The organism is Rhodococcus sp. Leaf278, assembly GCF_001426085.1.
Lineage (GTDB): Bacteria > Actinomycetota > Actinomycetes > Mycobacteriales > Mycobacteriaceae > Rhodococcoides.
Window position 1 is genome coordinate 279,849 of record NZ_LMRR01000002.1, and the last position, 26,865, is coordinate 306,713.

Genomic DNA, 26,865 nt, shown 5'->3' on the forward strand with positions numbered 1-26,865 from the left:
ACCCCACGGTAGTGACCGCCGTCACGCGCAGCCACCCCCGAATAGGGGGGATGTCATTCCAGCGTGAGTGCCTCCGTCGCCTCGAGCACATCCGCTCGAGAGGTGTCCTTGAGCGCCACTCCGGACCGTCCGAGCTTCCTTGCCCCAGCCAGAAGGCCCGCTACTATTCGCGCAGACTGCGCGTAGCCCTGCCCCTCGGGCGGATGAATATTGGAGATGCAGTTGCGGTCGGCGTCGGTGCAGCCAGGCTTCGGCAGATGCGTCAGGTAGATGCCGAGACTGTCCGCAACCGACAGGCCCGGACGCTCCCCGATCAGAACCAGTACCGTCCGCACACCCATCGCCGCGGCGATGTGATCACCCAGCGCCACCCGCGCCTCGGTCGCAATGACCGGAGGCGCAATCGAATATCGATCGGCCAGTTCGGCTTTCAACGCCTCGAGCATCGGCACTCCGTGATCGGCCAGCGCGCGTGGGGACAACCCGTCGCTCAACACGATTCCGATCTCGTCCTCGGAGTTCACCACCGCCGACAGATCCTTCGGTTGCCGACCGAGGTCGGGTCGTCGTAGGTACTCCGCACGACTGGTCGCCAACGACGTCACCACGGCCGGCCCACCGAGACCGACCTGCTCCACCCGGCTCACGAATTCTTCGACGTCGAGCGGCATGTGCACCGCATCCCTGGCGGCAGCGTGCGCCGAGCGAAACTCCAATACCCGGGTGGTCGGCAACGAATCACCGATACGCCCGAGCCCGATTCGGGCCTGCGTCATGGCCCGCAACTCGCCCCAGAACTCCACTTCTGAATCTGGTCGTTCCGCAGGCGTGCTCATCGCGCACTCATCAAGGCCCGCAACGGTGAACCCGCAGCATCGATGTCCAGGACTCGACCGTCGGCGTCCACCATGCCCAAACGCGAGAGCCACGACTCGAACTCCGGTGCAGGCCGCAGGCCGAGGACCTGTCGGACGTAGAGCACATCGTGAAAGCTCAACGACTGGTAGCCGAGCATGACGTCGTCGGCTCCCGGCACCGCGATGACGAATGCAACTCCGGCCGCACCCAGCAGCGTGAGCAACGTGTCCATGTCGTCCTGATCGGCCTCGGCGTGGTTGGTGTAGCAGACGTCGACGCCCATCGGCAGTCCCAGCAGCTTGCCGCAGAAGTGATCTTCGAGTCCGGCCCTGATGATCTGCTTGCCGTCGTACAAGTACTCCGGCCCGATGAATCCGACAACGGTGTTGATCAGCAGCGGCTCCAGATCGCGGGCCACCGCGTACGCGCGTGTCTCGAGGGTCTGCTGATCGACCGGTCGGTCACCGGTGCCGATGTGCGCGCCCGCCGACAACGCGGAGCCCTGACCGGTTTCGAGATACATGACGTTGTTCCCGACGGTTCCGCGGTGCAACGATCGGCCGGCCTCGTTGGCCTGCCGAAGAAGCGGAATGTTCACGCCGAAGCTCGAATTGGCTCCTTCGGTGCCTGCGATGGACTGGAACACCAGGTCGACGGGAACTCCCTTGTCGATCAGTTCCATCGTCGTCGTCACGTGCGAGAGCACGCACGATTGCGTGGGAATCTCGAAGCGCTGTCGAATCTCGTCGAGCAGATGCAGCAGGTCGGCTGTGGCCTGAGGCGAGTCGGTTGCGGGATTGATCCCGATGACCGCATCGCCCGATCCGAGCAGCAAACCGTCGAGCGTGGCCGCCGCAATTCCACGCGGATCGTCCGTCGGGTGATTGGGTTGCAAACGCGTGGTGAGGGTTCCGGGTAGCCCGATCGTCGTCCGGAACGCCGACGTCACCTGCACCGCCCGAGACACTGCGATCAGATCCTGGTTTCGCATTATCTTGCTGACGGCAGCGACCATCTCGGGCGTCAATCCTGCCGCGACCGATCGCAGTGTCGCTGCCGCGTCGGGCCCTGCGGTCACCTGCAGCAGCCAATCCCGTAGACCTCCTACGGTCAGGTGCGAGACGGCCCCGAATGCGATGCGGTCGTGCGAATCGATGATGAGCCGAGTGACCTCGTCGCTCTCGTACGGAACGAGCAGATCGTGCAGGAAGACATCGAGTGACACCTCCGACAGAGCCCACTGCGCCGCGGCGCGCTCGGCATCCGATTCGGCTGCGCAACCGGCCAACTCGTCACCCGACCGCAGCGGGGTCGCCTTGGCCATCAGGTCCACCAGACCGTCGAACGTGTAGGTGGTACCCGAGACCTGTTGGGTGTAGATCGTCATTCCAGTTCGGCCTCGGCCTCGGCCAGTGCGGCGAACTCCTCGTCCGGCGAATTCGCGACGAGGTGATGCCTGCTGTAGATGCCGAAGTACGCCATGAACGCCACGAACACGGCCAGACACCACAGTGCCGCAGTGGAATCGACGACGAAGGTGGCGACAACGGCGAGAGCCGCGATGATCAACGCGAATCCGGTGGTCACGACACCCCCGGGGGTTCGGTACGGCCGTTCCATGTTCGGCTCGTTGCGGCGAAGCACGATGTGGCTGACCATCATCAGAACGTAGCTCAGTGCCGCACCGAAGACGGCCATGTTGAGCAACATTCCTCCCTGACCGGTCAGGGAGAGCAGGAAGCCGATGACGCCGGGCACGATCAGTGCGAGAGTCGGGGCCTTGCGAGAGTTGGTGATGGACAGTGTCTTCGGCAGGTATCCCGCGCGCGAGAGCGCAAAGAGCTGGCGCGAGTACGCGTACATGATCGAGAAGAAGGACGCGACCAATCCGGCCAGGCCGATGTAGTTGACGATCTTGCTCGCCGTTCCGTCACCGAGGGCTTCCACCAACGGGTTTCCCGATTCCTTGACGGCGTCGGCCCCGCCTGCTCCGGTCACCAGAAACAGGACGACAGCACCGGTGACGAGCAGAACACCCATGGCGGCGATGATGCCGCGCGGGACGTTCTTGGTCGGATCCTTGGCCTCTTCCGCGGCCAGCGGCACGCCCTCGATGGCGAGGAAGAACCAGATGGCGAACGGCACGGCCGCCCAGATGCCGAGATAGCCGAACGGCAGGAATCCCGAGGCCCCGGCAGCGTCGGTGGGCGCGATGTCGGTCAGGTTGCTCGCGTCGAACTGACCGATGGCTGCGATGGCGAACACGACGAGTCCGACCAAGGCGATGCCGGTGATGACGAACATGATCTTGAGGGCTTCGCCCGCGCCGGAGAGGTGGATTCCGATGAACACCGCATAGACCACCAGGTAGACCCACCACCCGTCGGTGATCCCGAACAGTCCGAGCGATTCGACGTAGGCACCGATGAACGTCGCGATTGCGGCAGGCGCGATCGCGTACTCGATGAGAATCGCTGTACCGGTGGCGAATCCGCCCCACGGTCCCATGGCCCGGCGGGCGAAGGTGTAACCGCCGCCTGCCGCGGGCAGGGCAGACGACATCTCTGCCATGCCGAGGACCATGGCGAGGTACATACCCGCGATGATGATCGCCGCGATCAGAAGGCCACCGAAACCGCCCTCGGCGAGACCGAGGTTCCACCCCGAGTAGTCGCCGGAGATGACGTAGCTGACTCCCAGGCCGGCCAGCAGTACCCAGCCCGCTGTCCCCTTCTTCAGGGTGCGTTTGGCCAGGTAGTCACCGCCCTCGACATGAGCCTGAGTGCTGTCGTGGGAACTGGCCTTCGGATGAGGCGACTGTGGATCTTTCACGGACATTGCAAGCCTCTCGTACCAGGTCACTCGCGAGGGGACGCTCCATCGGGTGCGGGGCGCGCGAACCGGTTCACAGTAGGTCGATGATGTGATCGGGGTGTCATCGATGAATGACGGGCGAATTACGGCTGCTGTGCAACCGCATTGACGTCACCGATGTCTCCCTCGTCCGGTTCGGCGACTGTCAGTACTGCGTCCACTACGGCTCTGTTGGTTTCCAGCTCACGCTCCAGCCGCCGGAGCGTGTGCGCAATGCGTGATTCTGCGAAATCACCGACGAGATCGACACTCGCCACCACGTAGATCTGTTTGGGACCGACGAACTCGATGCGCACGAATCGGACCGATGCCACCTCGGGCAGTTGCTCGATGCGCTGCACCACCGCGTTCCATAATGCTCTCGAACCTGGTTCCCCGGTGAGGAATCGGCGGTTTCGATCGATCAGGACGAAGGCCACGATGCCGAGCAACACGCCCACCAGAATCGACCCGATCGCGTCGAACGCCGCGGATCCGGTCAGTTGGTGCAAGCCGATTCCTACACCGGCGATCACGATGCCGATCAACGCGGCACTGTCCTCCGCGAACACCGCTCGCAGAGTCGGGTCCGAGGTCTCGAGTGCGTAGTCGAGGAAGTCCTTGTCGTACTCGGCTGCTTCACCGCGAATCTGCCGAACCGACTGCAGGAACGAGATTCCCTCGAGCAGAAATGCAACCGCGAGGACCACATAGGCGACGAGGTAGTTCTCACTGCTCGATTCGCCGGCGAGCAACGAGGTGATGCCGTGCCACACCGATACTGCGGCACCGGCGACGAAGAGCCCGATGGCCGCGAGAGTCGACCAGAAATACGTCTCGCGTCCGTAGCCGAGCGGACGTCGGTCGTCCGGCCCGCGTGAACCCCGACGATTGGCCACGAGCAGAAAGATCTCGTTACCGGTATCCGCCCACGAGTGCGCAGCTTCGGCGACCATCGACGCCGATCCGGTGAAGACGGCCGCGAACGTCTTGGCGATCGCGACGCCGAGGTTGGCGACGAACGCAATCACCACTGTGCGCAGGCTTTCGCCGCCCTCGGCCGCGTCTGATTTCGATGAGCTTTTCATCGTTCGCACTGTATGCGCTGCGCGCAGCCGCACTCAGCCCTGGAGCATCCCGGGCACGGGACAGGCGTCGACGGCCTCGGCGACCACGAGCGGATCATCGGGAACCTCGGGTCGTCGACCTTCTTCCCAGTCGACGCCGACCAGTGGTGGATGCTCGGCAAGGATGTCGTTCTCCTCGGCGGTGTACGCCCGCCCCCGGCTGAGGAAACGGACCCCCTCGGGTGATTCGAGCGAGAATCCACCGCCGCGGCCGGGAACCACGTCGAGCACGAGCTGCGTGTGCTTCCACGCTTGGAATTGTGATCCCGAGATCCACACCGGCACACCGTCGCTCCCGGTCGGCAGCTCCTGTGGGACCTCACCGACGCCGAGCCGAAGGTCGATGTACCCCAGCAGCACGTCGCGGTCACCCACGATGAATTCGCCTGCGGGATAACACATCGGCGACGAGCCGTCGCAGCAGCCACCGGACTGATGCATCATCAGTTCCCCGTGGATACCGCCGAGGCGACGGAGCAGGTCCATCGCCTCGACGGTTGTCTTCAGCCGCGCAGGCGGCCGAGGGGCATTCATCAGAAGAATCCCTGTGCCTTCTGCGCGTAGCTCACCAACAGGTTCTTGGTCTGCTGGTAGTGATCGAGCATCATCTTGTGGTTCTCGCGACCGATACCGGACTGCTTGTAGCCACCGAACGCGGCGTGCGCCGGGTACTGGTGATAGGTGTTGGTCCACACGCGACCGGCCTGAATGTCGCGGCCGGCGCGGTAGGCGATACCGCCGTCGCGAGACCAGACGCCTGCGCCGAGCCCGTACAGGGTGTCGTTGGCGATCTCGATGGCGTTGTCGTAATCGGTGAACGACGTGACCGACACGACCGGCCCGAAGATCTCTTCCTGGAAGATGCGCATGTTGTTCTTGCCGGTGAAGATGGTGGGCTGCATGTAGTAGCCGCCGTTGAGGTCGCCGCCGAGCTGTGCGCGCTCGCCGCCGGTCACGACCTGTGCGCCCTCACTTTTGCCGATCTCGATGTACGAGAGGATCTTCTCGAGCTGGTCGTTGGAAGCCTGAGCACCGATCATGGTCTCGGTGTCCAGCGGATCTCCCTGTCGTACAGCCTTGGTACGGATGGCAGCGAGGGCGAGGAACTCGTCGAAGATGTCCGCCTGGATCAACGAGCGCGACGGGCAGGTGCAGACTTCACCCTGGTTGAGGGCGAACATCGTGAAGCCCTCGAGGGCCTTGTCCTGGTAGTCGTCGTTGGCCTGCAGCACGTCGGAGAAGAAGACGTTGGGGCTCTTGCCGCCGAGCTCGAGAGTCACCGGAATCAGGTTCTGCGATGCGTACTGCATGATCAGGCGGCCGGTGGTGGTCTCGCCGGTGAACGCGATCTTGGAAATACGCGGGCTCGATGCCAGGGGCTTGCCTGCCTCGACGCCGAATCCGTTGACGATGTTCAGCACACCGGCGGGCAGCAGATCGCCGATGATCGAGATCAGGTGCAGGATCGATGCGGGAGTCTGCTCTGCGGGCTTGAGCACCACGGCATTACCGGCCGCGAGCGCCGGGGCGAGCTTCCAGACCGCCATGAGGATCGGGAAGTTCCACGGAATGATCTGCCCGACGACTCCGAGCGGCTCGTGGAAGTGGTAAGCCACTGTGTCGCTGTCGATTTCGGACAGCGAGCCCTCCTGCGCGCGAATGCAGCCGGCGAAGTACCGGAAGTGATCGATGGCCAACGGAATATCGGCGTTGAGGGTTTCGCGGATCGGCTTGCCGTTGTCCCAGGATTCTGCCAGCGCGATGGACTCGAGGTTCTCGGCGATGCGGTCGGCGATCTTGTTGAGGATCACTGCGCGCTCGGCGGCGGACGTCTTGCCCCACGCTGGTGCTGCGGCGTGTGCCGCGTCGAGTGCGAGTTCGATGTCTTCGGACGTGGAGCGGGCGACCTCGCAGAAGTTCTCACCGGTGACGGGAGTCGGGTTCTCGAAGTACTGGCCCTTGACCGGCGGTACCCACTCGCCGCCGATCCAGTTGTCGTAGCGCGACTGGAACGACATGACGGAATCGGCGGTACCTGGACGGGCGTAGACGGACATTGATAATCCTCCTGATCGACACGTGCTTCACAGTTGATGCGGTGTGTGATTCAGGACACTAGGCCGTGCGACGTTGCAAGTACGTTGCCGATATTTCGCACCGGCGGGGCGCGACGGGTGCGTCAGATTCCGAGTTCGCGATCGAGTAGGTCGATGCGCGCGCTCACCTGACCGTAGAGCGCGGAATCCCTGCTCAGAGTGGCCCGGTAGGCCTCCCAAGCGATGACGTCCGTGCGCCCGTGGATGGACGAGGTCCACTGCGCGAGCAGCACCGGGTCTCCGAGCCGGAGCAACGCGGCCTGCATACGAGACCGCAGTTCCTCCCGGATGCTCTCGATACCGGGCGCGGACGACCCCGGGAGCACCGGACCGGAGTAGATCCGTAGAGCAGCGTCGACGTCGCCGCGGTCGAGGGCGCGCCGAATGTCGCCGACATCGGAGGTCAATTCGCCGACCAGACGGTAGGGCCGCGATGCCAGACCTGCGGTGCCGAAGGTCTTGCGCAGTCTCGACATCTCGGCGCGGATGGTGACGGAGTCGAGTTCCTGCTCGTCGAGGAGCACCGCGAGGTGGTCCGAGCTGAGCCCTTCAGGATGCTCACCCAACAGCAGCAAGATCTCGGCATGTCGCTGGGAGAGCGGCACCCGGCCGGATCCGCGAACCACCCCCGGCCGACCGGATCCGAGAACTTCGAGACGAGGAGCCGTGTCGCCCAACGATTTCGGCGAGTTCATCAGGTGCAGACGCAACTCGGATTCGGCCGCGGCGACGGTGGCACGCACCAGCGAGAGCACCTCGGGCACCGCCACCCGCGGACCACCGGTGATGTCGATGGCTCCCAGAATGTGACCGCTGGTGGGGTGGTGCACCGGTGCCGCCGAGCAGCTCCACTCGTGCACCGACCGAGAAAAATGCTCCGACGCGAAGATCTGCACACTGTGGTCGACCGCAAGCGCGGTACCGGGAGCATTGGTGCCCTTGCTCTCCTCGCTCCAGTCGACGCCTTCGGCGAAGTCCATCGTGAGCGCCCGATCCTTCGCCGCAGAATCACCCTCCACCCACAGCAGGCGTCCCTCCGCATCCGAAATCGCCACGAGCAATCCCGTATCGGAGGCGTCCTCGACCAGTAGCTTGCGAATGACCGGGCGGATGATGGCCATCGGATGACCGTTTCGGTAGCGCTCGAGATCCGGCCCGGTCAGAATCGGAGTGTCGTTTCCACCGTCGGGATCGACGCCCTTGGTGCGACTGCGCATCCACGAATCGAGCACGACGGACCGAACCGTCGAACCGTGCGTACGGATGTCGTCGACGAAAGACTGATGGGCACTGGACATTTGGCGCGCCAGAACGGCGACGTCCTCGCCCGGGCGCACTGCGACCCAGGGGTTGCCGCCACTGTCCGATCGGCTTGCCATTCGACGCTTCCTCCGTGACCTGTCCACATTGCTGTAACCCAGCTCACAAGCAAGGATACAGCCGTGGTCGACGCGAGCGGTGGGCCCGGTCACGTCGACCGCGAGTGGCTACTTCTTCTTGACGGCCGAGGTGATGATGTCGTTGCTGGTGTCACCGCTGGACTTCGCCCGCTTGTCTGCGCGCTTGTCCTTGAGAGATTTGCCTGTTTTCTTGGTCATCGTGTTGCGAGGCGATTTGTCCGACATGGCAGTAACCCATCTATTGGGGAACCTGAACGGTCCCCAGACCACGAACGCTACGCTCCCCCGCGCCGATCGTGGTCTGCAATCAAATCGGCGGCGCGCTCAGCGAACATGATGGCCGTCGCGTGTGGCCCACGGCTGGGCACCACCGGGAATGCCGAGGTATCGACGACGAAGAGTCCGTCGACACCGCGCACCCGGCAGTGATCGTCGAGTACCGAACTCGGATCCGACTCGGGCCCCATCCTGGCGCTACCGGACAGGTGCAGTGATGTGCCGAGCGCCGTGAGGGGATTCTCGATCGTGGGCACATCCACGGTCTCCGACATGATGGGCGACGCCAGCAGATCGCGCGCAAGTTCGACGCCCTCGCGCATAGCGCGCCGGTCGACCTCCGATTCGAGATAGTGGTACCGCACGTCCGGAGCCTCGAACGGGTCCGTACTGCGCAGCGCAATGCTCCCGCGACTCGTCGATCGCATGAGGCCGACGCCGACTACGTGGGGCCCGGGCTCGAGACCGGAGATCAGCCGGTCGAACTTTCTGGTGTACGGCCTGATCTCCACAGCGCCGGCATGTAGAACTGCCTCCAGTGCAGACGATTTCGACGGAACTTCGTTCCTTTCGACGACAGGAACAGCAACCTCGGGATGGTCACTGAAACCTCGACCCACACCAGGGCTGTCGACCACGACCGAAATCCCCAGCGCAACAAGATCATCAGCTGGACCGATACCTGATCGAAGCAACAGTGCCGGGGTGTGCACAGAACCGGCAGACAGAATCACTTTGTCGGACCTCACGATACTGCGCACGCCGTCGACGACCATCTCGACGCCGATCACCCTGCTGCCGTGGAACATCAACGACGTCACCGTCGAATTTCCCTGCACGCGTAGGTTCTGCCGATCCAGGATCGGCAAAAGATATGCGAGAGCTGCACTTACGCGGGTGCCGTTGCGGATGTTCAACGGCACAGCACCGACTCCCCCGGCGGACGCTCCGGGAGAGTTCAGGTCCTGTTGCATCGAAAATCCTGCATTCACTGCAGAATCGACGAATGCCGTCGTGATCGGATGTCGAGCGTGTACCGGGGTGCGCGCGACCGGCATGGGTCCGCGAGATCCGTGCCACCGCCTCTGCATCCCGGCATCGAGATCTGTTTCGGAGCCGAGGTAGAACGGCAGCACCTGCTCGAAAGACCACAGCGACTGCGGCCAGGTGTCGAAGTCCGTGGGCGTGGCACGAACGAAGTAACCACCGTTCACTGCGCCCGAGCCGCCCAGCACCCGGCCTCGAGCAATCGTTCGGCCGACGCCGGGCGTCAGTTCGGCCGAATACGTTCCTACCCATCGACTGCCGGGTCCGATGGGAAGCATCGATGCGTCGGTCAGGTCGGCCGGGACTTCGGCGACAGAAGAGAAGGCGGGTCCGGCTTCGAGCAACAGCACCGACCGATCGGGATCCTCACTCAACCGAGAGGCGACGACACAGCCGCAGGAGCCACCGCCGACGACGATGACGTCTGCGTATTCGATCCGGTTCACACCATCCACGGATCGGGCCGGGCTGGCACCGGTCAACCGTCCAAGCGTGGCTTGAGCGCGTCGATGCTTCGCGCGGACAGAGCGCCTTTCCACAACCCCGCACCGTAGGCAATATCGTCGGCTCGTTTGTAGAAGGCATAGCGCACCGGATCGAGACCGCCGAGCTCGCGGTGCTTACTCCAATCCGAGAATGCTTCTGCCACAGCCAATCCGAGCGCAATCTTTCGAATTCGACTGGACAGCACTACGGCGAGAAGAGTGATAGGCCAATAATGTCGGCACAACGCCGACGCGAGTTGCCACAACCCCGCCACGAAACCTTCCGCGGCAAGAATCGCCGCGATACGAGTGGGCTGGTCCAAGCCGACGAACATCTTGCGAAGTCGAACGACCGTCACACCGAGTGTCGCAGCTGCGCCGACGAGTCCGATCCGCGTCAGGCTCGCAGCGAGCAGGCAGGCGATGAGCGTCCACGGCGACATCGCGATCGGCGGCACCATTCCCGGATGACGAGCGGACAACGGTGTGGCACCGGTCCCGTAGAACAACTTGCGAGTGAACCATTCGACGAAGGTGACGCGGTGCTCGTGTGCAACGTGGGCGACGGGCTCGTAGCGCAACCGCCACCCCGCCTCCTGCAACCGCCAGCACAGGTCCACGTCCTCGGCCACGTGCATCGACTCGTCGAATCCCTCGCAGTCCATCGCCACGGACCGGCGCAGCAACATCGCGGCGCTGGGGACGTAGGACACCGAACTCCCGGCCCGCACTGCCGCTTCTCTGCGACCGAGATCGAGCGACGACCGTGCGTGCTCGTATCGGGCCAGCGCGCTGCCCTCGGGCTCGAGCGCGACGATGCGGGGTGCCACCAACGCAACAGCCGGGTCCGAGAAATGGCCGAGCATGACCTCGAGCCAGCCCTTGCGCGGTACGACGTCCGAATCCAGAAATGCAACAAAATCCGTTGTAGCGCAACGCAATCCCGTGTTTCTCGCAGCCGCCGGTCCACGCGAGCGCTCGTGCCGGAGCACCGTCACGCTGCCCACGGCGGACGCCATCCGCGGTACCGCGACCGGGGTGTCGGACCCGTCGTCGACGATGATGACGTGCAGCCCGTGCAACGCCGTGATCAGACGCTCGAGCCCGGCCTCGTTGTTCTTGAGCGGCACCACGACGGTGACGTCGGACGGCGACGGGATCGACATCGGGCGCGGGTTGCCGACTCCCGAGTCCAGAAGTTTGCGTGCGACGAGTGCGGACTGCGAGTCGGTCACTTCGATGAAACCGTCGCCGATCATCGCTGCCGCCGTCGGTGCGAGGGTCAGCATCCGGGTCGGCGAACCACCGATCAGGACGCGTCCCTCGGAGAATGTGCGTACGCGTGGATCGACTCTCACCCCGAAGCCATCAGGCAACCGACCTTCACCCATCAGGAGATCGTAAGCGGACAAGCCTCCGGTGTGTCGGCCACCCGTGAAATCGGACGGAACATACCTGCTGCCCGTTTCTTCGGAATCGCTCGCGGGTCTCTGAACAGGCGTTCCGCCCAGGTCGGTCACGCGATCACTCCGTGCTCGGAGGGACTCCATTTCCGCACGGCATCGCCGGCGCGGGTACGAAGCAGCTCGAACGCTCGACGCCCCTCTTCCGGGTCGGCTCCGGAGGGGTCGCCGAGGACACCGTTCGCAGCGATCGATGCGACGCCGTCGGCGCGCAGCGCAGGAAGTAGGGCGGCGATGTCGGTCGTATTGCCCACCTCCGCCTTGCTCATGTCCACTACCTCGGGCGAAAGGTGCAGCAGCATCGACGTTTCGGAGCGCCCAGCGTGAGCATCTGCTCCGGGCACGGCGCACGGAAACCAGACGACGTCACGCCCCTCGTAGCGCAGCAGCAGCACTGCAGATCGCAGTGCGGGCCCGTTGCCGCCGTGCCCGTTGACGAACACCACCCGCTCCGCCCACCGGCACGCGGAGCGCCCGTATTCCACCAATACGGTCTCGAGTGCTGCAGCGCCGATCGACACGGTTCCGGGAAAGCCTTCGTGCTCGCCGCTCGACCCGTACGCGATCGCGGGACCCACGAGCGCGTTGTCGATGGTGTGCGCAACGGCGGTGGCGATACGGGTGTCGGTATCGAGCGGCAGGTGCGGTCCGTGTTGCTCGATCGAGCCGACCGGCACGACGAGGGTCCTGGACCCAACGACGTCCGGCCAGTACTGCGTACCGAGGGGGTCCGTGGCCATGGGTGCCGATGCTATCGGTATGGAACGAGAACGTCACGCCGTCGAAACACTGCGCCGCTAACGTTCGCTGAGTGCCACCTCGTCGCCGGTCGATATTTCTCTCGCAATTGTCGATAACGACGCCGGGTGGTCCACAACCGACAATTCTTCGGGAGCTGCGCCGAGTAATTCTGGCCGGCGATGCGCCACCGAATACCCCGATTCCGCTCAACGAAGTGGCGGAACTTTTCGGGGTGAGCAGAATCCCGGTGCGCGAATCCCTCAAAACCCTCATCGGTGAGGGATTGGTCGATCATCGACCGAACCTCGGTTACACGGTGGCTCAGTTGACCGCGGCCGAGCTCCGCGAAATGTACATCGTCCGAGAGGTTCTGGAGACTGCGGCGCTTCCGGTGGCGGTCGATCTCGCCACCGAGGACGACCGCGCCCATCTCATCGAGGTCAATCGCCTACTCGAGGCTTCCCTCACCCAGGACGACTCGCGTGAATACCACCGGCTCTCGCGCGAATTCCACCTGTCCCTGACCCGCCCGTGCCGTATGCATCGGTTGCTTCACATGCTCGAATCCGCCTGGAACATAACCGAACCCATCCAGCCGATGGTCCATGTGGCCGGATCGGACAGAGCATCACTGCACAGCGATCACGCAGATATGCTCACGGCCTTTCTTGCCGGCGATTCGGCGGGCTTGATGCGCGCAGCGCAGCACCATCACACGCGTCTCAATTCGGTCATTTCGACATTGTCGAACGACCACGGATTGTTCGCCGATCCACCGCCTGACCAGACACGGTAAAGATTCCGCCGAAGATATATCGGTTTCGTCACGAGCACGCAACACTTCGCCGCTAACTTTTCTTCATTCGCTCACCTCATATGCCATGCCGTCAGGAGCATCGATGACAGATACAGCGCACGGTCCCGCCCAAACGGGAGATCTTGTGGAAGCCGCGGGGCACCCCGTCGGTGGTGGTCTGATCAAGGACAGTTACGACCCGCGACTGACCAACGAGGACCTGGCTCCGCTGAAGAAGCAGACCTGGACCTCCTACAACCTGTTCGCCTTCTGGATGTCGGACGTGCACTCGGTCGGTGGGTACGTGACCGCAGGCAGCCTGTTCGCGCTCGGGTTGGCCAGCTGGCAGGTGCTGATCGCACTCCTCGTCGGCATCACGATCGTCTACTTCTTCTGCAATCTCGTCGCCAAACCGAGCCAGGTGTCAGGCGTCCCGTATCCGGTCATCTGCCGCAGTGTTTTCGGGGTCCTCGGTGCCAACATTCCGGCCATCATCCGCGGTCTGATCGCGGTGGCCTGGTACGGCATTCAGACGTTCCTGGCCTCGGCCGCACTCGACATCGTGCTGATCAAGTTGTTCCCGTCGCTGGCTCCGTACGCTGTGACCGCAGACTACGGTTTCGTCGGACTGTCCCTGCTCGGCTGGGCGAGCTTCCTGTTCCTCTGGGTCGTCCAGGCCGCGGTGTTCTGGCGCGGTATGGAGTCCATTCGTAAGTTCATCGACTTCTGCGGCCCCGCGGTCTACGTCGTGATGTTCATGCTGTGCGGCTACCTGATCTGGAAAGCCGGCTGGGGCGCGATCGATCTCAACCTCGGCGAGGTCGAACACACGGGTCTGAGCTCGATCCCGGTGATGCTCGGCGCCATCGCGCTCGTGGTCTCGTACTTCTCCGGTCCGATGCTCAACTTCGGCGACTTCTCGCGCTACGGAAAGTCCTATGCCGCAGTGAAGAAGGGCAACTTCCTCGGCCTGCCGGTGAACTTCCTGGTGTTCTCGATTCTTGTCGTCGTCACCGCGTCCCTGACGCTGCCGGTGTTCGGTGAGCTGATCACCGACCCGGTCGAGACCGTTGCCCGAATCGACAGCACGTTCGCGATCGTCCTCGGTGCCCTGACCTTCACGATCGCCACCATAGGCATCAACATCGTCGCCAACTTCATCTCGCCGGCATTCGACTTCTCCAACGTCAGCCCCCAGAAGATCAGCTGGCGTGCCGGCGGCATGATCGCCGCCATCGGCTCGGTGCTCATCACCCCGTGGAATCTGTACAACAATCCCGAGGTCATTCACCTGACGTTGGAAACTCTGGGCGCATTCATCGGGCCGTTGTTCGGCATCCTGATCGCCGACTACTACCTGGTTCGCAAGCAGAAAGTCGTTGTCGACGAACTGTTCTCGATGTCGCCGACCGGGTTGTACTGGTACTCGAAGGGCTACAACCCGGCAGCGGTGTACTCCACCGTCGTCGGCGCGCTCGTAGCGATGTTCACCGTGCTCTTCAACGGAGCGATCGACGGCATGGAGATCGCCGGTATGTCGACGGCCTCGAAGTACAGTTGGTTCATCGGCTGCGGCATCGGCTTCGTCATGTACTTCTATCTGGCGACGAAGACCAAGCTCGCTGTCACCAACTTCGACGTTCCAGCCAAGGCATAGGATTTCGTACGTGCTCATCAAGGTCATCAATCCGAACACCACCGGTTCGATGACCGCAACGATCGGCGACTGTGCCCGGGCCGTAGTCGGCCCGGGCACCGTCATCGATGCGGTCAGTCCCTCGATGGGGCCGGTATCCATCGAAAGTCATGTCGACGAAGCCCTCAGTGTCCCCGGCATTCTCGCCGAGATCGCCAGTGGCGAAGCTGCGGGGGTCGATGGTTACGTCGTCGCTTGTTTCGGCGATCCGGGTATCGACGCGGCCCGAGAACTGGCGTCCGGTCCGGTCATCGGTATCGCCGAGGCTGCGATGCATGCCGCGAGTTTCCTGGGCCGTGGGTTCAGCGTCGTCACGACACTCGGGCGCACCGTCGGGCGAGCGCAGGATCTGGCGAACCATTACGGCTTCGGCCGCCACTGCCTCGGTATCCATGCGTGCGACATGCCGGTCCTCGATCTCGAGACCGACCCCGATGCCCGCAAGATCGTCACCGAGGCGTGTCGCGTCGCCGTCGAGACGGACGGCAGCGATGCCGTGGTCCTCGGTTGCGCAGGCATGGCCGATCTCTGCCAACACATCTCGGCCGAGATCGGTGTACCCGTCGTCGACGGTGTGGCCGCGGGAACGTTGTTCGTACAGTCCCTGGTGAACCTCGGACTGCGCACTGGAAAGCGCGGCGAATTCGCCACCCCGCCGCCCAAGCTCTACACGGGAATGCTCGAGGGATTCAGTAGGCCCTGAGCGTTACCTGGACCGACCGAGCGTGGCGACGGTGTAACCGATCGCTGCGCCGGCAACCAGTACGCCGACGAGCAGCAGCACAACCTGCACGGTGGTGGACATCGAGTCGTCGAGCAAGCCGACGTAGATCACGACACAGGACGCCACGATCGCGACGAGAGCAGATACGCCGGCGCGTCTAGGAAACTTGTCGGTCATTGCGCAAGTACACCATCACCGGTCGGTCAGCTGCCACACAACTCTCGGTAGGGAACGCCAGGCAGATACTGGGCCCATTCGGCCTCCGTGACCACCGATGCTCCGGATCCGCACAGGCGACTACGCACCTCCTCCGGCTCGGTGCGCCAGATGCGAACGTCACGGGCCGTACCACCGCCGAACACCACCTGGCCGTCCGAGGCGAAGACAGCATCGTTGACTCGCTCACCGTACGCGGAGAGGGCGGCGTACTGCTCGGGTGCGGTGCGGTCCGCCACGTTCCACAACCACAGCGTCGATCCCCCGTCACCGGCGGCCAGCCGCACACCGGACCGATCGAATGCCAGCGAGGAGATCGGGCTGGACGGCCCGACGATACGAGCAAGGTGCTGCGGCTCGCCCGAGTTTCCCATGTCCCACAATCGAATCGAGCGATCCGCACTGCCCGCGGCAAGAGTTCGCCCATCCGGTGAGATGGCCACGGCCTGGACGCCACTCCCGAAACCGCCGAGCACGGCCGTCCGGCGCGGATCGGTCGGGTCGCCGACATCCCACAGTTCGACCACGCCCCCCACACTGGCGATGGCGAGTACCGAACCGTCGGGCGACAGCGCCATTCCCGCGGGGTAGTTACCCGCCTCCAGGGTCGACAACGCTCGCGGGTTTGCGGGGTCGGCCAGCGACCACAACGACACGTCGTTCCCGTTCTGGCCGGACGCGACCAGCAAGGATCCGGTGCGGTCGAAGACCAATACAGCAGTCAAGCTGGTGGTCGCCGTTCGAACGGTACCGAGCGCCACCGGGTCGGCGAGATCGGTTGTGTCCCAGAGCTGAAAGCCACCGGTCGTCGTACCGACCGCAGCGCGGTTGCCGTCGGCGGAGAGCGCCACCGCACCCGTTTGGGCCATGCCGTCACCGATGACCAACGGCTTCGACGCCACCGGATTGTCCACGTCCGAGACGTCCCAGACCAGCGTGGCGGAGGCTCGGGTGCCAGCACCGACGAGCAGCCGCGTGCCCGTCGCACCGATGGGGTTCTGATAGATCGTGTCGCCGGCATCGGCGAGAGCCGGTCCGGGGAGCGGCCAGATACGGGTGATGCCATCGCCACTGGCAGTGACGATCGACGAGCCATCCGGCGTGAACACGAGCGAACTCACCTCGGAAGGACCCGGCAGCGTCAGCTGCGCTGCACCCGACTCCGAGTCCCACACTTTCGAGGAATTGTCCGAACTCGCCGCAGCGATCAGAGTCCCGTCACCACTGAACGCCACATCGTTGACATAGCTGGTGAACCCCGTCAATGCAGGCAGTGGCGACAGGCGGCCGTTGCCGACAGCCCACCGCAGAACCTCGCGACCGGTAGTACCCGCGATCAGCGTGGTGCCGTCGGGAGAGAAAGCAAGCTGTTGCGCGGTGTAGGTCGATCCGTCCGAGGGGATGTCCACCAGCGGAACGGTGGCGGCTGCTGGAGACGCGGTCAGCCTGCTCGCGTCCCACAATCGCATCGCGCGCCCGGGGCCGACCGTCACCAGGTACCGACCATCGGGACTGAATTCGGTCGCTGTCGGCGAACCGGGTTGAGCCACCTCGGCCGCTGCGGTCGGCCGGGCGGGGTCGGCGACGTCGAGCAGAGGCAACGACTCGGCCCCGGTACCGACGATGAGCAAGCGGCCATCAGCAGAGTAGGACAGGCTTCGTACCTCGTCGACATCGTTGCGCGACAACAGTATCGGTGCCGTCGGATCCGACACGTCCCACAGTTCGACGCCGTAGAACCCACCCACGGCGAGAACGCCACCCCGCGGATCGAACGTCAGCGCGGACACGTCCCTGGAGACGATCTCGCCGAGCTGCGCGTGTCCGTCCGCGAGGGACCACATCCGCACGCGCCCGTCGGAACCCGCTGTTGCCACGATGCTTCCGCGAGGGTCGACCGCAGTCACCGCCCCGCCCTCCACACCGAGTAACCGCACCGGTGTGTGGATCGCGGAGGAATCGAGCAATGCCGATCGCGCCTCCGACGTTCGGTCCACCTCGTACGACGCCAACGCGAAATACGCCGCCAGACCTGGATCTCGGTCCCTCAATCGAACTGCGACACCAGCGATCTGACGAGAGACAGCCTCGGCCTCGGCGAGTTCGGCATCGACCCGTCGGCTGTTCGCATCCGATCGGGCAACGAACGCGGTGACCGCCAGTGTCATGGCCAGTATGGTCAGAAGCGCGAGTGCTGCGACAAGCGTCTCGAGGGTGCGTCGACGACGACGATCGCTTCGGGTCTGGTGCTCGACCCGGTCGGCGCTCGCTTCGAGATAGTGCCTCTCCACGGAATTGAGATCTCGCCGGCGTACCGGACCGATGGATTCCTGCACGAGCGCCAGTCTCGACGCAGACAACAGCGAACCGTCGTCCCGATCGTTGTTCTTCCACAGTTCTGCCGCCTGGGTGAGTCGACGGTGTTCGACGAGCCACTGACGATCGTTGTCGAGCCACTCACCGAGCCGCGGCCACGCCGCGAGCAACGCCTCGTGGGTCACCTGGACCGTCTCTTCTTCGACGGTCAGCAGTCTGCGCGCGGCGAACCGCTCGACCACGACATCGACGTCGCTGACGACGTCTGTGTTCTCGTCTCCGTAGAACAGCCCGACACGATCGACGCGACGACGAGTCACCACGTCGTCGTCGAGATTGACCAGGCGCATGAAGATGCGTCGTGCTTCGCGTTGCTGTTCGTCGGTGAGAGCCGAGAACACTTCCTCGGCGCTCTGGCCCACCGCACCTCCGATCCCGCCGGTCGCAAGATAGTCCGCGACTGTCAGTGTCTTACCTTTCGACACCTGCCACGTCGTCAGCAGCGCATGCGAGAGCAACGGCAAGGCACCGGAATCGTGAGCGAATTGCGATCCACGCGGACCCAATTCGCCGAGCAACACCTGCACGAGGGCATCGTCGACGGTCACTCCCGCCTTCGCGGCTGGTGCCACGATGACGTCCCGCAGCTGCATTTCGTCGAGACGTCCGACGACAACCGGGCTGTCCGAAAGTCCCGCAAGCAGCGCTTCCTCCGACACTGCGTTCTGATAGAAGTCGGCCCGCAGGCCGATCACGAGGACCGAATCGGACTGTGGCAGAACCGATGCCGCCAGGAGAAAGCTCTCGCGCTCATCCGCTGACGCGAGTGTCCACAACTCCTCGGCTTGATCCAGAACGAGGACAGAACCCGGCGCGAACGATTCCACTCGCTCAGGGAATGCCCGGACGTCACTGATGCCGGAGCGGACTTCCGCAGCCGGAAACCTCGATGCCAGTCCAGCACGCAGGAGCGAGGACTTACCCGAGCCCGAAGCACCGACGACGAAGACAATGCCTCCGCCGGAGTCGAGGGCATCACGGACGCGCTTCCGTAGTCGCTCGATCAGATTGTCTCGCCCGAAAAACCACTCTGCGTCGGCGGACTCGAACGCTTCCAGGCCCTTGTATGGAGCGGCGCCCTTCACCGGATCGACAGTCCGCCTCCCCGAGATCGACCGCACCCTGGACACCGCGTCCCACCACAAGGCGCGCTCGTCCTCGTCCTCGACTCCGCATGCGACGAGGACAGCCGAGAACATCTCGGCGCTCGCTTTGGTCGGAACATGGTGACCGGAGAACCAGCCGCTGATGGTGCCGTGCAGACCACCGGAACGCTCGACGATTTCCCGGACTGTTGCACCCGCCTCGGTCCGGATCGCACGCAATGCCGCCGCGAATTCGGTGCGGTCCGAGATCGACGAGGGATCCGGGCGATCGGTGGTCATGAGCGCACTATAGAGCCGGAAAATAGCCTGCGGCCGCGCGCAGATGCTCGGCTGACCAGCTGAAACAATAATTTACTTCAGTTGAATGACGGTTGCGCGGAATGCGACGTCGGTCGTATTGACCCTGTATGGACTTCCGCGCTGCGCTGGATCGGTCGCCGATCTTCTTCGACGATGGACGCTGCGGTACAAGATCGGTCGATAGTCGAGGGGGAATTTCATGCTCGAACAGATGCTGACGTCGGCGGCGCATCACTCGTTCCGGACGCCGGGACAACCGGCACTCGTCACGCACTCGACGCGACTCGCCCCTCTTCGCCGCAAACCTGCGCTGAGCGCTCGCGAGATCGAGGTCATGCTTGCCTGGTTTGCCTCGGACTCCAAGACGGTCGCAGCTCGGACCGTGTACATCTCGGTCGGCACGATCAACACGCACATCACTCGTATCCGGCAAAAATATGCGGCGGTCGGACGCAGCGCTCCGACGAAGGCCGCCCTGTTCGCACGGGCGCTCCAGGACGGTCACACTCACCTGTCCGAATGGTGACTGTCGGTTCGTATCAAGTGCGCCGGGCGGGCTGAGTCGAGCGTGCGAACCCTGGCGGTACGACGACATCGGCGGGTCCGAGAGTGTGCACCGATGCATGTCCGAGACCGAGGACCGCGGAGTCCAGGCCGCCGCGCAGAATGTCGAGGACGTTCTCCACCCCGGCCTGACCGGTCGCCGCCAGACCCCACAGGTATGCGCGTCCGATCAGCACTGCGCGCGCACCGAGCGAGAGTGCCTTCGCCACGTCACTTCCCCGCCTGATGCCACCATCGAGAGTGATCTCGACCTGATTGCCCACCGCCTCTGCGATTGCCGGCAATACGCGAATCGACGCCGGTGAACCGTCGAGATTGTTCCCACCGTGATTGGACACCGAGATCGCCGTGACACCCGCGTCCACGGCCCGCAGCGCGTCGTCGACCCGGCCGATGCCCTTGAGCATGAACGGACCGTCCCACTGCCCACGCAACCACGCGATGTCCTCCCACGTCGGCAACGGCGTGGACTTCCAGTCGCGGTACGCAGCGAAGAACGTCGGTGCCGGTCTTTCGGGCCCGGCCAGATTGGGTGCCGTCAGATCCGGAAACGTCCCCGACCGCGCCCACTGCGCGAGCCACCGCGGACGGGCGAGTACTTCCGGTGCCAGCCGGAGCATCGCCCTGGCGTCGAGGCGTTCGGGTATCACCGGACTCCCCCAGTCGCGGCCCTCCGAGAACGACCAGTCCATCGTCACGATCAACCCGACCGCACCCGCGGCACGTGCACGATCGAGCATGTGCCCCAACAACTCCCGCGAACCCACCCAGTGGACCTGAAAGAACGTCTGCGGGTTCGCCGCGACGACCTCCTCGATGGGCTTGCTCGCGAACAACGACAAACCCATCGAAACACCACGCGCGGCTGCAGCTCTGGCGACGGCGACCTCACCGTCCGGATGTACCGCCTGCACACCCGTCGGGGAGATCATCACCGGAAACGACAGCGGTTGCCCCATCAGTGTCGTCGACAGATCGCGCGTGCCGAACAGTCCTGCCACCCGCGGAGCGAAACCGAGCTCGGCGAAGGCAGCGGTATTGTCCGACGCAGTCAGACCACGTTCCGAACCCGCCACCAGCGCCGAGTACACCGACCTCGGGAGTCGTTTGATCGCTCGGCGCTGCGCCTCGGCGACAGTCTCGAACCACCCCGACGTATAGGGCACTGGTGACCTCAGCTCGATTCCGAGTGTTGTCTACTCGACGCCGAGCCTGCGGTCGAATCCGGCCGGCATCACCACATCCGACGGCGACAGGTCGTGCACCGAGGTGTGTCCGAGCCCGAGAACCGCCGAATCGACTCCGCCGCGCAGGATGTCGAGCACGTTCTCCACACCCGCCTGCCCACCGGCGGACAGACCCCACAGATACGCCCGCCCGATCAACACCGCACGCGCACCCAAAGCGAGCGCTTTCACCACATCACTGCCGCGCCGGATACCGCCGTCGAGGGTGATCTCGATCTGATCACCCACCGCCTCCGCGATCGCCGGCAACGCCCGGATCGGAGCCGGCGTGCCATCGAGATTGTTACCACCATGATTGGACACCGAAATCGCAGTCACACCCGCATCGACAGCCTTCTTGGCATCGTCGACCCGCATGACACCCTTGAGCATGAACGGCCCACCCCACTGCTCACGCAGCCACGCCACGTCCTCCCACGTCGGCAACGGAGTCCCCATCCACTCCCCGTACGCCCCGAAGAACGTCGGGGCCGGCCCACCCGTCGGCGGGGTCAGATTCGGGGTCGTCAAATCCGGGATCTTCCCGGTCTTGGCGAACTCCCACAACCACTTCGGACGCATGATGCCCTCCGGAGCGAATTGCACCATGGCTTTGAGGTCCATCTTCTCCGGGATCGACGGAGAGCCCCAGTCGCGGCCGTTGGAGAACGACCAGTCCAGGGTCATGATCAACCCGACCGCCCCCGCCGCGCGGGCCCGCTCCATCCGCTGCAACAGAATCTCACGCGAGCCCACCCAGTACATCTGGAAGAACGTCTGTGGGTTGGCCGCGGCGACCTCCTCGACGGATTTGCTGGCGAACGACGACAGTCCGATCGGAATACCCCGCGCTGCAGCAGCTCTCGCGACGGCCACTTCACCGTCGGGGTGCACCGCCTGAACACCTGTCGGGGAGATCATCACCGGGAACGACAGCGCCTGTCCCATCACCGTCGTCGACAGATCTCGCTTGTCCGACAACCCCGCCACGTGCGGAGCGAAGCCGAGCTCGCCGAACGCCGCCATGTTGTCATCGATCGTCAACCCGCGTTCGGAGCCGGCCACCAGCGCGGCATACACCGACTTCGGCAGACGTTTCTTTGCACGCCGCTGCGCTTCGGCAACGGTCTCGAACCACGCACTCTTCGCCATCAGCTTTCCTGTTCCATTCCCGCGAGCGGGTTCTCGTCGCAGATCTTCGCCGGCGGACGCATCATCAACGTCAACGGCACCGACTTACGAGGGGTCTTACGCTGCCCGGTCCGCGAATGATCGACACTGGACTTCGGGATCTCGCCCGCCGCCGCCAACGCCATCTCACCGTTACCGATCACGCATTCGGGGTCCGGACCATCCATCGGCAGACCGGTGAAGAACTTCGCTGCCATACATCCACCGCGGCACGAGTCGAAATGGGCGCATTTGGTGCACGCACCCGAAGTTTGCGGTGAGCGCAACTCCTGGAACAACTCCGAGGTCTGCCACACCGATTGGAAACCGCCCATGCCGTCTTTCGCATCGCGGACGATGTTGCCGGCAAGGAAGTTCTCGTGGATCGCGAACGGGCACGCGTACACATCACCGATCGGATCGATCAGACACACCACCCGCCCCGCACCACACAGGTTCAGACCCGGCAGAGCGTCACCGAACGCCGAGAGGTGGAAGAACGAATCCCCCGTCAACACTCCCTCACCGTTCGCGACGAGCCAGTTGTAGAGCTCGCGCTGCTGACCGGCCGTCGGGTGCAGATCGTCCCAGACATCCGCGCCGCGTCCCGACGGCCGCAGACGCGTGATCCGCAGTGTCGCAGCATATTTGTCGGCGAGGGCTTTGAAGTCGTCGAGCTGACTCACATTGTGGCGGGTGACGACGACGGAGATCTTCGCGTCCCGGAACCCGGCCTCTTTCAGATTTTCCAGAGCGCGGCAGGCCATGTCGAACGAACCCGGACCGCGGACCGCGTCGTTGACCTCCGCCGTCGCACCATCGATGGAGATCTGCACATCGACGTAGTCCGACGCCGCCAGACGCGCCGCCACCTTCTTGTCGATCTTGACCCCGTTGGTGGAGAACTTCACGCCCACCTGATGCGCCGTCGCGTAATCGACCAGCTCCCAGAAATCGCTGCGGACCGTCGGCTCACCACCACCGATATTGACGTAGAACACCTGCATCTTCTGCAACTCGTCGATGATCGACTTGCACTGCTCTGTGGAGAGCTCACGCGGATCACGACGACCCGACGACGACAGGCAATGCACGCACGACAGATTGCAGGCGTAGGTCAGCTCCCACGTCAGACAGATCGGTGCGTCGAGTCCGAGTTCGAATTGATCGACCAGTTTTCCTACCGGAGCTGGTCTTTCGAGGGTGGAGGTCATGGGCGGAAGTCCTCTTCTACGAATGGGTCAAGGCTTACGGTCGAGTGATCATCTTCGAGTGGGCCAGAGTCGCGAGTGCTTTCACGTACGGAGCAGAACTGGAGTCGGTGATCCCCGCGGCGGCGATCGCCGAACGCATATCGGGATGATCGGGGAACGATTGGATGATCGCCACGATCGTGCGATTCTTCAGGAAGGAGAGCTTGCGAGTTCCGAAGTGGTACAGCAGCGCCCCGAACGACTCCGGACGCAACGCCACCTGCGGATGCAACACCCACCGCACATCCAGATCGAGTGCATCCTGCACTGCAGCAGTCATGATCAGTACACGCCGCACATGCCGTCGATCGACACTTCCTCGACCAACGACTCTTCGACCAGATCGGATTCGACGACAGCCGTATCGACCACAGCGTTCTCGTTCTTCTTCGACATCGGAAACCTCCTGCGAAATTTGCTCGGTCACAATCCAATTGGTTGTGTCTCGGATCACCACGCTAACGGCCCACATCGCCCCTGAACCGGCATGACGGTCGGAACTGGTCGACCGTCGCGATCAACCGTCCGATCGGGTAGGTACCGGCCCGTCCGGCGCGCGGGGACGACTGTGCCCGGGCGGGCCGACCTGCATGACACCCGCGACATCACCCGATGGGTATGAAACGCTCGACCTCACCGATGGGACAGCCCTACCGAGCGGCCGACCTACGACGAACAGAAATGACTCCGATGACCGAAGTGGACGCACTGGCACCGAGCCCCGACGGGGTGTGGGCTCACGAGAACGTGGTGGTCCGACACCTCCACGGTCTCGAGTTGGACGCTGTCCGGACGGGGACGACAGTTCAGGTCTGTCATGGCCTGACGTCGGCCGAGATCGGAGAGCGCTTGATTCCGATGATCACCGCACAGGCCCGGCATGTAGGACTTTCGCAGCGCGAATTCGAGCTGGTGCTGGTCGGAGTCGTCCGCTCCACCATCTCCGATCCGGTCGACGCGTGGACTACGTACTATCGAAATTCACTGCGCGAGCTGAACTCCGGCACAGCCGATTTTGCTTCGGTCCATGAGCGCGCAGAGACTTCGATCGTCGGTTCGGTGCTCGACTTGGGTTCGTGCTTCGGCTTCTTCCCACTGAGGCTGGCCATGAAAGGCCACTCGGTGACAGCCACCGATCTGTCCGCCGGCACGATGCGTCTGCTCGCCACCGTCGCTCCGCGTCTCGGAGTCACGCTCGACACCATTGTGTGCGACGCCGCCGACGTTCCTGTTGCGGACAGTAGCGTCGATACAGTGACGGCATTGCATCTGCTGGAACACGTCGATGCCGAGACGGGCTCACGAATCATGGCCGAAGCACTCCGGATCGCCCGCATACGCGTGGTCGTAGCCGTGCCCTACGAAACCGAGACCACCACCTGCCACGGGCACGTTCGCACGTTCGACAGGGCGGCGCTGATCGAGCTCGGTCGGTCGACAGACGCGAGATTCCAGACGTCGGAGCATCACGGTGGATGGCTCGTGGTCGACAAAGCCGCTGCACCACAGTTGACCTGAACAGGGTTCGCGCCCCGGGTATCTCACCGACGCACCTAGAACGGCGGCTCATCGGCATCCTCGATCGTTGGTTCTGATTCCTGGTCGTGGTTGTCCGGTGGGTGGGGGTAGGCGATGATGCCGGATCGTCTGGGTTTGGTGGGGATGTGTGGTCTCAGGTCGTTGTCGAGGATGGCTACGGCTGTGCCGTTGGCGGGCAGTGTGATTCGGGTGGTCTTGGAGGTGGATCGCCAGAGGATCGCGCCGCCGGGAAGCATGACCGCGCTCCAGTAGCCGGCGGATTTGACGGTGTGGTGGAACTCGCAGAGGCATTGGAGGTTGTTGACCGTCGTCCAGCCGCCGCCGAGGGGGTTGGCGTGATCGAACGGGGTGATGTGGTCGAGTTGGCAGCGGTCTGCTGGTCTTTGGCAGCCGGGGAATCGGCAGTGGCGGTCGCGGAGTCGGACGGCGGCGGTGGTGAGGGCATCTGGTCGGTAGATCAGGGCCCGGTCGGTCAGTGGATCCCGTGCGACGGACTTTCCGAGGGTGGGGTCGGCGGCGATCGCTGCTTCGAGAGCGGAAGCGAGGGAGGCGTTGCCGAGGTAAATACCTGAGGGTGTGCGGGCTCCGGGCGTGTGGCCTGTGGTGTGGCTGACCGGGTTGTTGCGCCGACTCGCGGTGGGCAGGTCGAGGGCAGAGCTGTGCCGTGTGCCCTTGCCGACGGGTGTGTGGGTACAGAACAGCGCTGCAGCGGAGGCCAGTGATCCCAGTCGACGCTGGTGCCGGTCGTCGCTGGCGGCTGCGGCTGCGGGTGCCGGGTCTGTTGCTGGTGCCGGGCCTGTTGGTGGTGCCTGGCCTGTTGGTGGTGCCGGGCCTGTTTGTGGTGCCGGGCCTTCGGCTGGTCTCGGGCCGGAGGCTGCGGGGCCGGATGGTGTTGCAGACGAACGTGATTGCGCACAGCTCGATGCGAAGTCAGGTACCGGCGATGCCTGTTCCGGAGACAACCCTGAAGCTGGCGCGGTTTCCGAGGGAGCAGCTGCCACGGGGTCGGTGGCCGACGGTGCGTCCGCTTGCCGGTCGGGCACTGGTGCCCCTGCACGTGTCGCTGCGTTCTTCCGGACAGGCTCGGCGGCATCAGTTTCGGGAATTGCCGACGGATCGGTCGCAGGTACGGGTGTGGACTCGTCGTCCTCATCGGACCCGGCAGTCTCGCCGGTTACGCCATTCTTTTCGATCCCCTCGGACCCACCGGTCCCGTTTGTTTCGTCGACCGCATCTCCCGGCGTCTCCGCTGAAGGGGTGCTGTCCGGCGCACGCTCAGATGCAGGAGTACTGGCCGAAGTCGGTGAGGTCGGGGGATCAGCCTTCGCCCCCGAATCCGTAGCCGACCCCGTTTCCCCTGCATCAGCATCAGAGTCCGGATCTGCACTTGCATCCGAGTCTGCGTCTACATCTGCGTCGGCATCGGCATCGGCATCTGCATCTGCATCTGCGTCTACATCTGTGTCGGTGTCAGTCACCGTTTCGGCGTCGGATCCCGTTGCAGCCCCATCTGTCTCGCTGCCCGATCGCTGTTCCCATTCCCCGGTCTCCGG

General features: G+C 64.0%; 22 protein-coding genes. 5 read left to right on the forward strand and 17 right to left on the reverse strand.

The window, feature by feature from the left end:
• Positions 1–53 precede the first annotated feature (53 nt).
• From eutC to mftE, 10 genes are all read right to left on the reverse strand, one after another.
• On the reverse strand, positions 54–836 hold the full coding sequence (gene eutC, locus ASG84_RS03890) for an ethanolamine ammonia-lyase subunit EutC (protein ID WP_057475697.1): 783 nt from the start codon (positions 834–836) through the stop codon (positions 54–56).
• Positions 833–2,245 (reverse strand): ethanolamine ammonia-lyase subunit EutB, encoded by a 1,413-nt coding sequence (locus tag ASG84_RS03895; protein WP_057475698.1) that lies wholly within the window; start codon positions 2,243–2,245, stop codon positions 833–835. Before ASG84_RS03895 ends, eutC begins: the two co-directional genes overlap by 4 nt.
• Positions 2,242–3,696, reverse strand: coding sequence for an ethanolamine permease (gene eat, locus ASG84_RS03900; RefSeq protein ID WP_057475699.1), 1,455 nt, complete (start codon positions 3,694–3,696; stop codon positions 2,242–2,244). The genes ASG84_RS03895 and eat overlap by 4 nt, the downstream gene beginning before the upstream one ends.
• A gap of 119 nt (positions 3,697–3,815) precedes the next feature.
• Positions 3,816–4,799 carry a cation diffusion facilitator family transporter gene (locus ASG84_RS03905; RefSeq protein ID WP_057475802.1) on the reverse strand — a complete coding sequence of 328 codons (984 nt, stop codon included), beginning with the start codon at positions 4,797–4,799 and terminating at the stop codon, positions 3,816–3,818.
• Between the two features lie 33 nt (positions 4,800–4,832).
• Positions 4,833–5,372, reverse strand: coding sequence for a DUF779 domain-containing protein (locus ASG84_RS03910; protein ID WP_057475700.1), 540 nt, complete (start codon positions 5,370–5,372; stop codon positions 4,833–4,835).
• Positions 5,372–6,895: an acetaldehyde dehydrogenase ExaC gene (gene exaC / locus ASG84_RS03915; RefSeq protein ID WP_057475701.1), complete on the reverse strand. Its 1,524-nt coding sequence runs from the start codon at positions 6,893–6,895 to the stop codon at positions 5,372–5,374. The genes ASG84_RS03910 and exaC overlap by 1 nt, the downstream gene beginning before the upstream one ends.
• Positions 6,896–7,017: 122 nt before the next feature.
• Complete coding sequence (locus ASG84_RS03920) at positions 7,018–8,313, reverse strand: transcriptional regulator (RefSeq protein WP_032376613.1); 1,296 nt, start codon at positions 8,311–8,313, stop codon at positions 7,018–7,020.
• Between the two features lie 296 nt (positions 8,314–8,609).
• A complete protein-coding gene (gene mftG, locus ASG84_RS03925) occupies positions 8,610–10,103 on the reverse strand; it encodes a mycofactocin dehydrogenase MftG (RefSeq protein WP_156399371.1) in 1,494 nt (497 codons plus the stop codon).
• Positions 10,104–10,135: 32 nt separating this feature from the next.
• A complete protein-coding gene (gene mftF, locus ASG84_RS03930) occupies positions 10,136–11,533 on the reverse strand; it encodes a mycofactocin biosynthesis glycosyltransferase MftF (RefSeq protein WP_057475803.1) in 1,398 nt (465 codons plus the stop codon).
• A gap of 125 nt (positions 11,534–11,658) precedes the next feature.
• Positions 11,659–12,345 (reverse strand): mycofactocin biosynthesis peptidyl-dipeptidase MftE, encoded by a 687-nt coding sequence (gene mftE, locus ASG84_RS03935; protein ID WP_057475703.1) that lies wholly within the window; start codon positions 12,343–12,345, stop codon positions 11,659–11,661.
• 71 nt (positions 12,346–12,416) lie between these two features.
• Between mftE and ASG84_RS03940 the strand changes: the two genes are divergently transcribed.
• The 3 genes from ASG84_RS03940 to ASG84_RS03950 all read left to right on the forward strand — a co-directional run bounded on the left by ASG84_RS03940 (position 12,417) and on the right by ASG84_RS03950 (position 15,541).
• Positions 12,417–13,142, forward strand: a complete 726-nt coding sequence (locus ASG84_RS03940) for a GntR family transcriptional regulator (RefSeq protein WP_057475704.1) — start codon at positions 12,417–12,419, stop codon at positions 13,140–13,142.
• Between the two features lie 103 nt (positions 13,143–13,245).
• Positions 13,246–14,799, forward strand: a complete 1,554-nt coding sequence (locus tag ASG84_RS03945; RefSeq protein WP_094608118.1) for an NCS1 family nucleobase:cation symporter-1 — start codon at positions 13,246–13,248, stop codon at positions 14,797–14,799.
• A gap of 10 nt (positions 14,800–14,809) precedes the next feature.
• Positions 14,810–15,541, forward strand: coding sequence for an aspartate/glutamate racemase family protein (locus ASG84_RS03950; protein WP_057475705.1), 732 nt, complete (start codon positions 14,810–14,812; stop codon positions 15,539–15,541).
• Positions 15,542–15,544: 3 nt separating this feature from the next.
• On the opposite strand, the gene ASG84_RS03955 is transcribed toward ASG84_RS03950, so the two are convergent.
• Positions 15,545–15,739, reverse strand: a complete 195-nt coding sequence (locus ASG84_RS03955; protein WP_057475706.1) for a hypothetical protein — start codon at positions 15,737–15,739, stop codon at positions 15,545–15,547.
• A gap of 26 nt (positions 15,740–15,765) precedes the next feature.
• Positions 15,766–19,539: an AAA family ATPase gene (locus tag ASG84_RS03960; protein ID WP_057475707.1), complete on the reverse strand. Its 3,774-nt coding sequence runs from the start codon at positions 19,537–19,539 to the stop codon at positions 15,766–15,768.
• A 220-nt stretch (positions 19,540–19,759) separates the two neighbouring features.
• Between ASG84_RS03960 and ASG84_RS28050 the strand changes: the two genes are divergently transcribed.
• On the forward strand, positions 19,760–20,086 hold the full coding sequence (locus ASG84_RS28050) for a LuxR C-terminal-related transcriptional regulator (RefSeq protein ID WP_156399372.1): 327 nt from the start codon (positions 19,760–19,762) through the stop codon (positions 20,084–20,086).
• 13 nt (positions 20,087–20,099) lie between these two features.
• On the opposite strand, the gene mftD (ASG84_RS03970) is transcribed toward ASG84_RS28050, so the two are convergent.
• From mftD (ASG84_RS03970) to mftA, 5 genes are read right to left on the reverse strand one after another with little or no spacing between them, the layout of a single operon-like run.
• Positions 20,100–21,290 (reverse strand): pre-mycofactocin synthase MftD, encoded by a 1,191-nt coding sequence (gene mftD, locus ASG84_RS03970; protein WP_057475708.1) that lies wholly within the window; start codon positions 21,288–21,290, stop codon positions 20,100–20,102.
• A gap of 30 nt (positions 21,291–21,320) precedes the next feature.
• Positions 21,321–22,502, reverse strand: a complete 1,182-nt coding sequence (gene mftD, locus ASG84_RS03975) for a pre-mycofactocin synthase MftD (RefSeq protein WP_057475709.1) — start codon at positions 22,500–22,502, stop codon at positions 21,321–21,323.
• Positions 22,502–23,734: a mycofactocin radical SAM maturase gene (gene mftC, locus ASG84_RS03980; RefSeq protein WP_057475710.1), complete on the reverse strand. Its 1,233-nt coding sequence runs from the start codon at positions 23,732–23,734 to the stop codon at positions 22,502–22,504. The genes mftD (ASG84_RS03975) and mftC overlap by 1 nt, the downstream gene beginning before the upstream one ends.
• Before the next feature lie 34 nt (positions 23,735–23,768).
• Positions 23,769–24,053 (reverse strand): mycofactocin biosynthesis chaperone MftB, encoded by a 285-nt coding sequence (gene mftB / locus ASG84_RS03985; protein WP_057475711.1) that lies wholly within the window; start codon positions 24,051–24,053, stop codon positions 23,769–23,771.
• Positions 24,054–24,055: 2 nt separating this feature from the next.
• Complete coding sequence (gene mftA / locus ASG84_RS26825; RefSeq protein ID WP_082520764.1) at positions 24,056–24,169, reverse strand: mycofactocin precursor MftA; 114 nt, start codon at positions 24,167–24,169, stop codon at positions 24,056–24,058.
• A 294-nt stretch (positions 24,170–24,463) separates the two neighbouring features.
• Here mftA and mftM point away from each other — a divergent pair, with 294 nt between their 5' ends.
• Entirely contained in the window at positions 24,464–25,291 is an 828-nt protein-coding gene (gene mftM, locus ASG84_RS03990) for a mycofactocin oligosaccharide methyltransferase MftM (protein ID WP_057475805.1), read from the forward strand.
• The last annotated feature ends 1,574 nt before the right edge of the window (positions 25,292–26,865 follow it).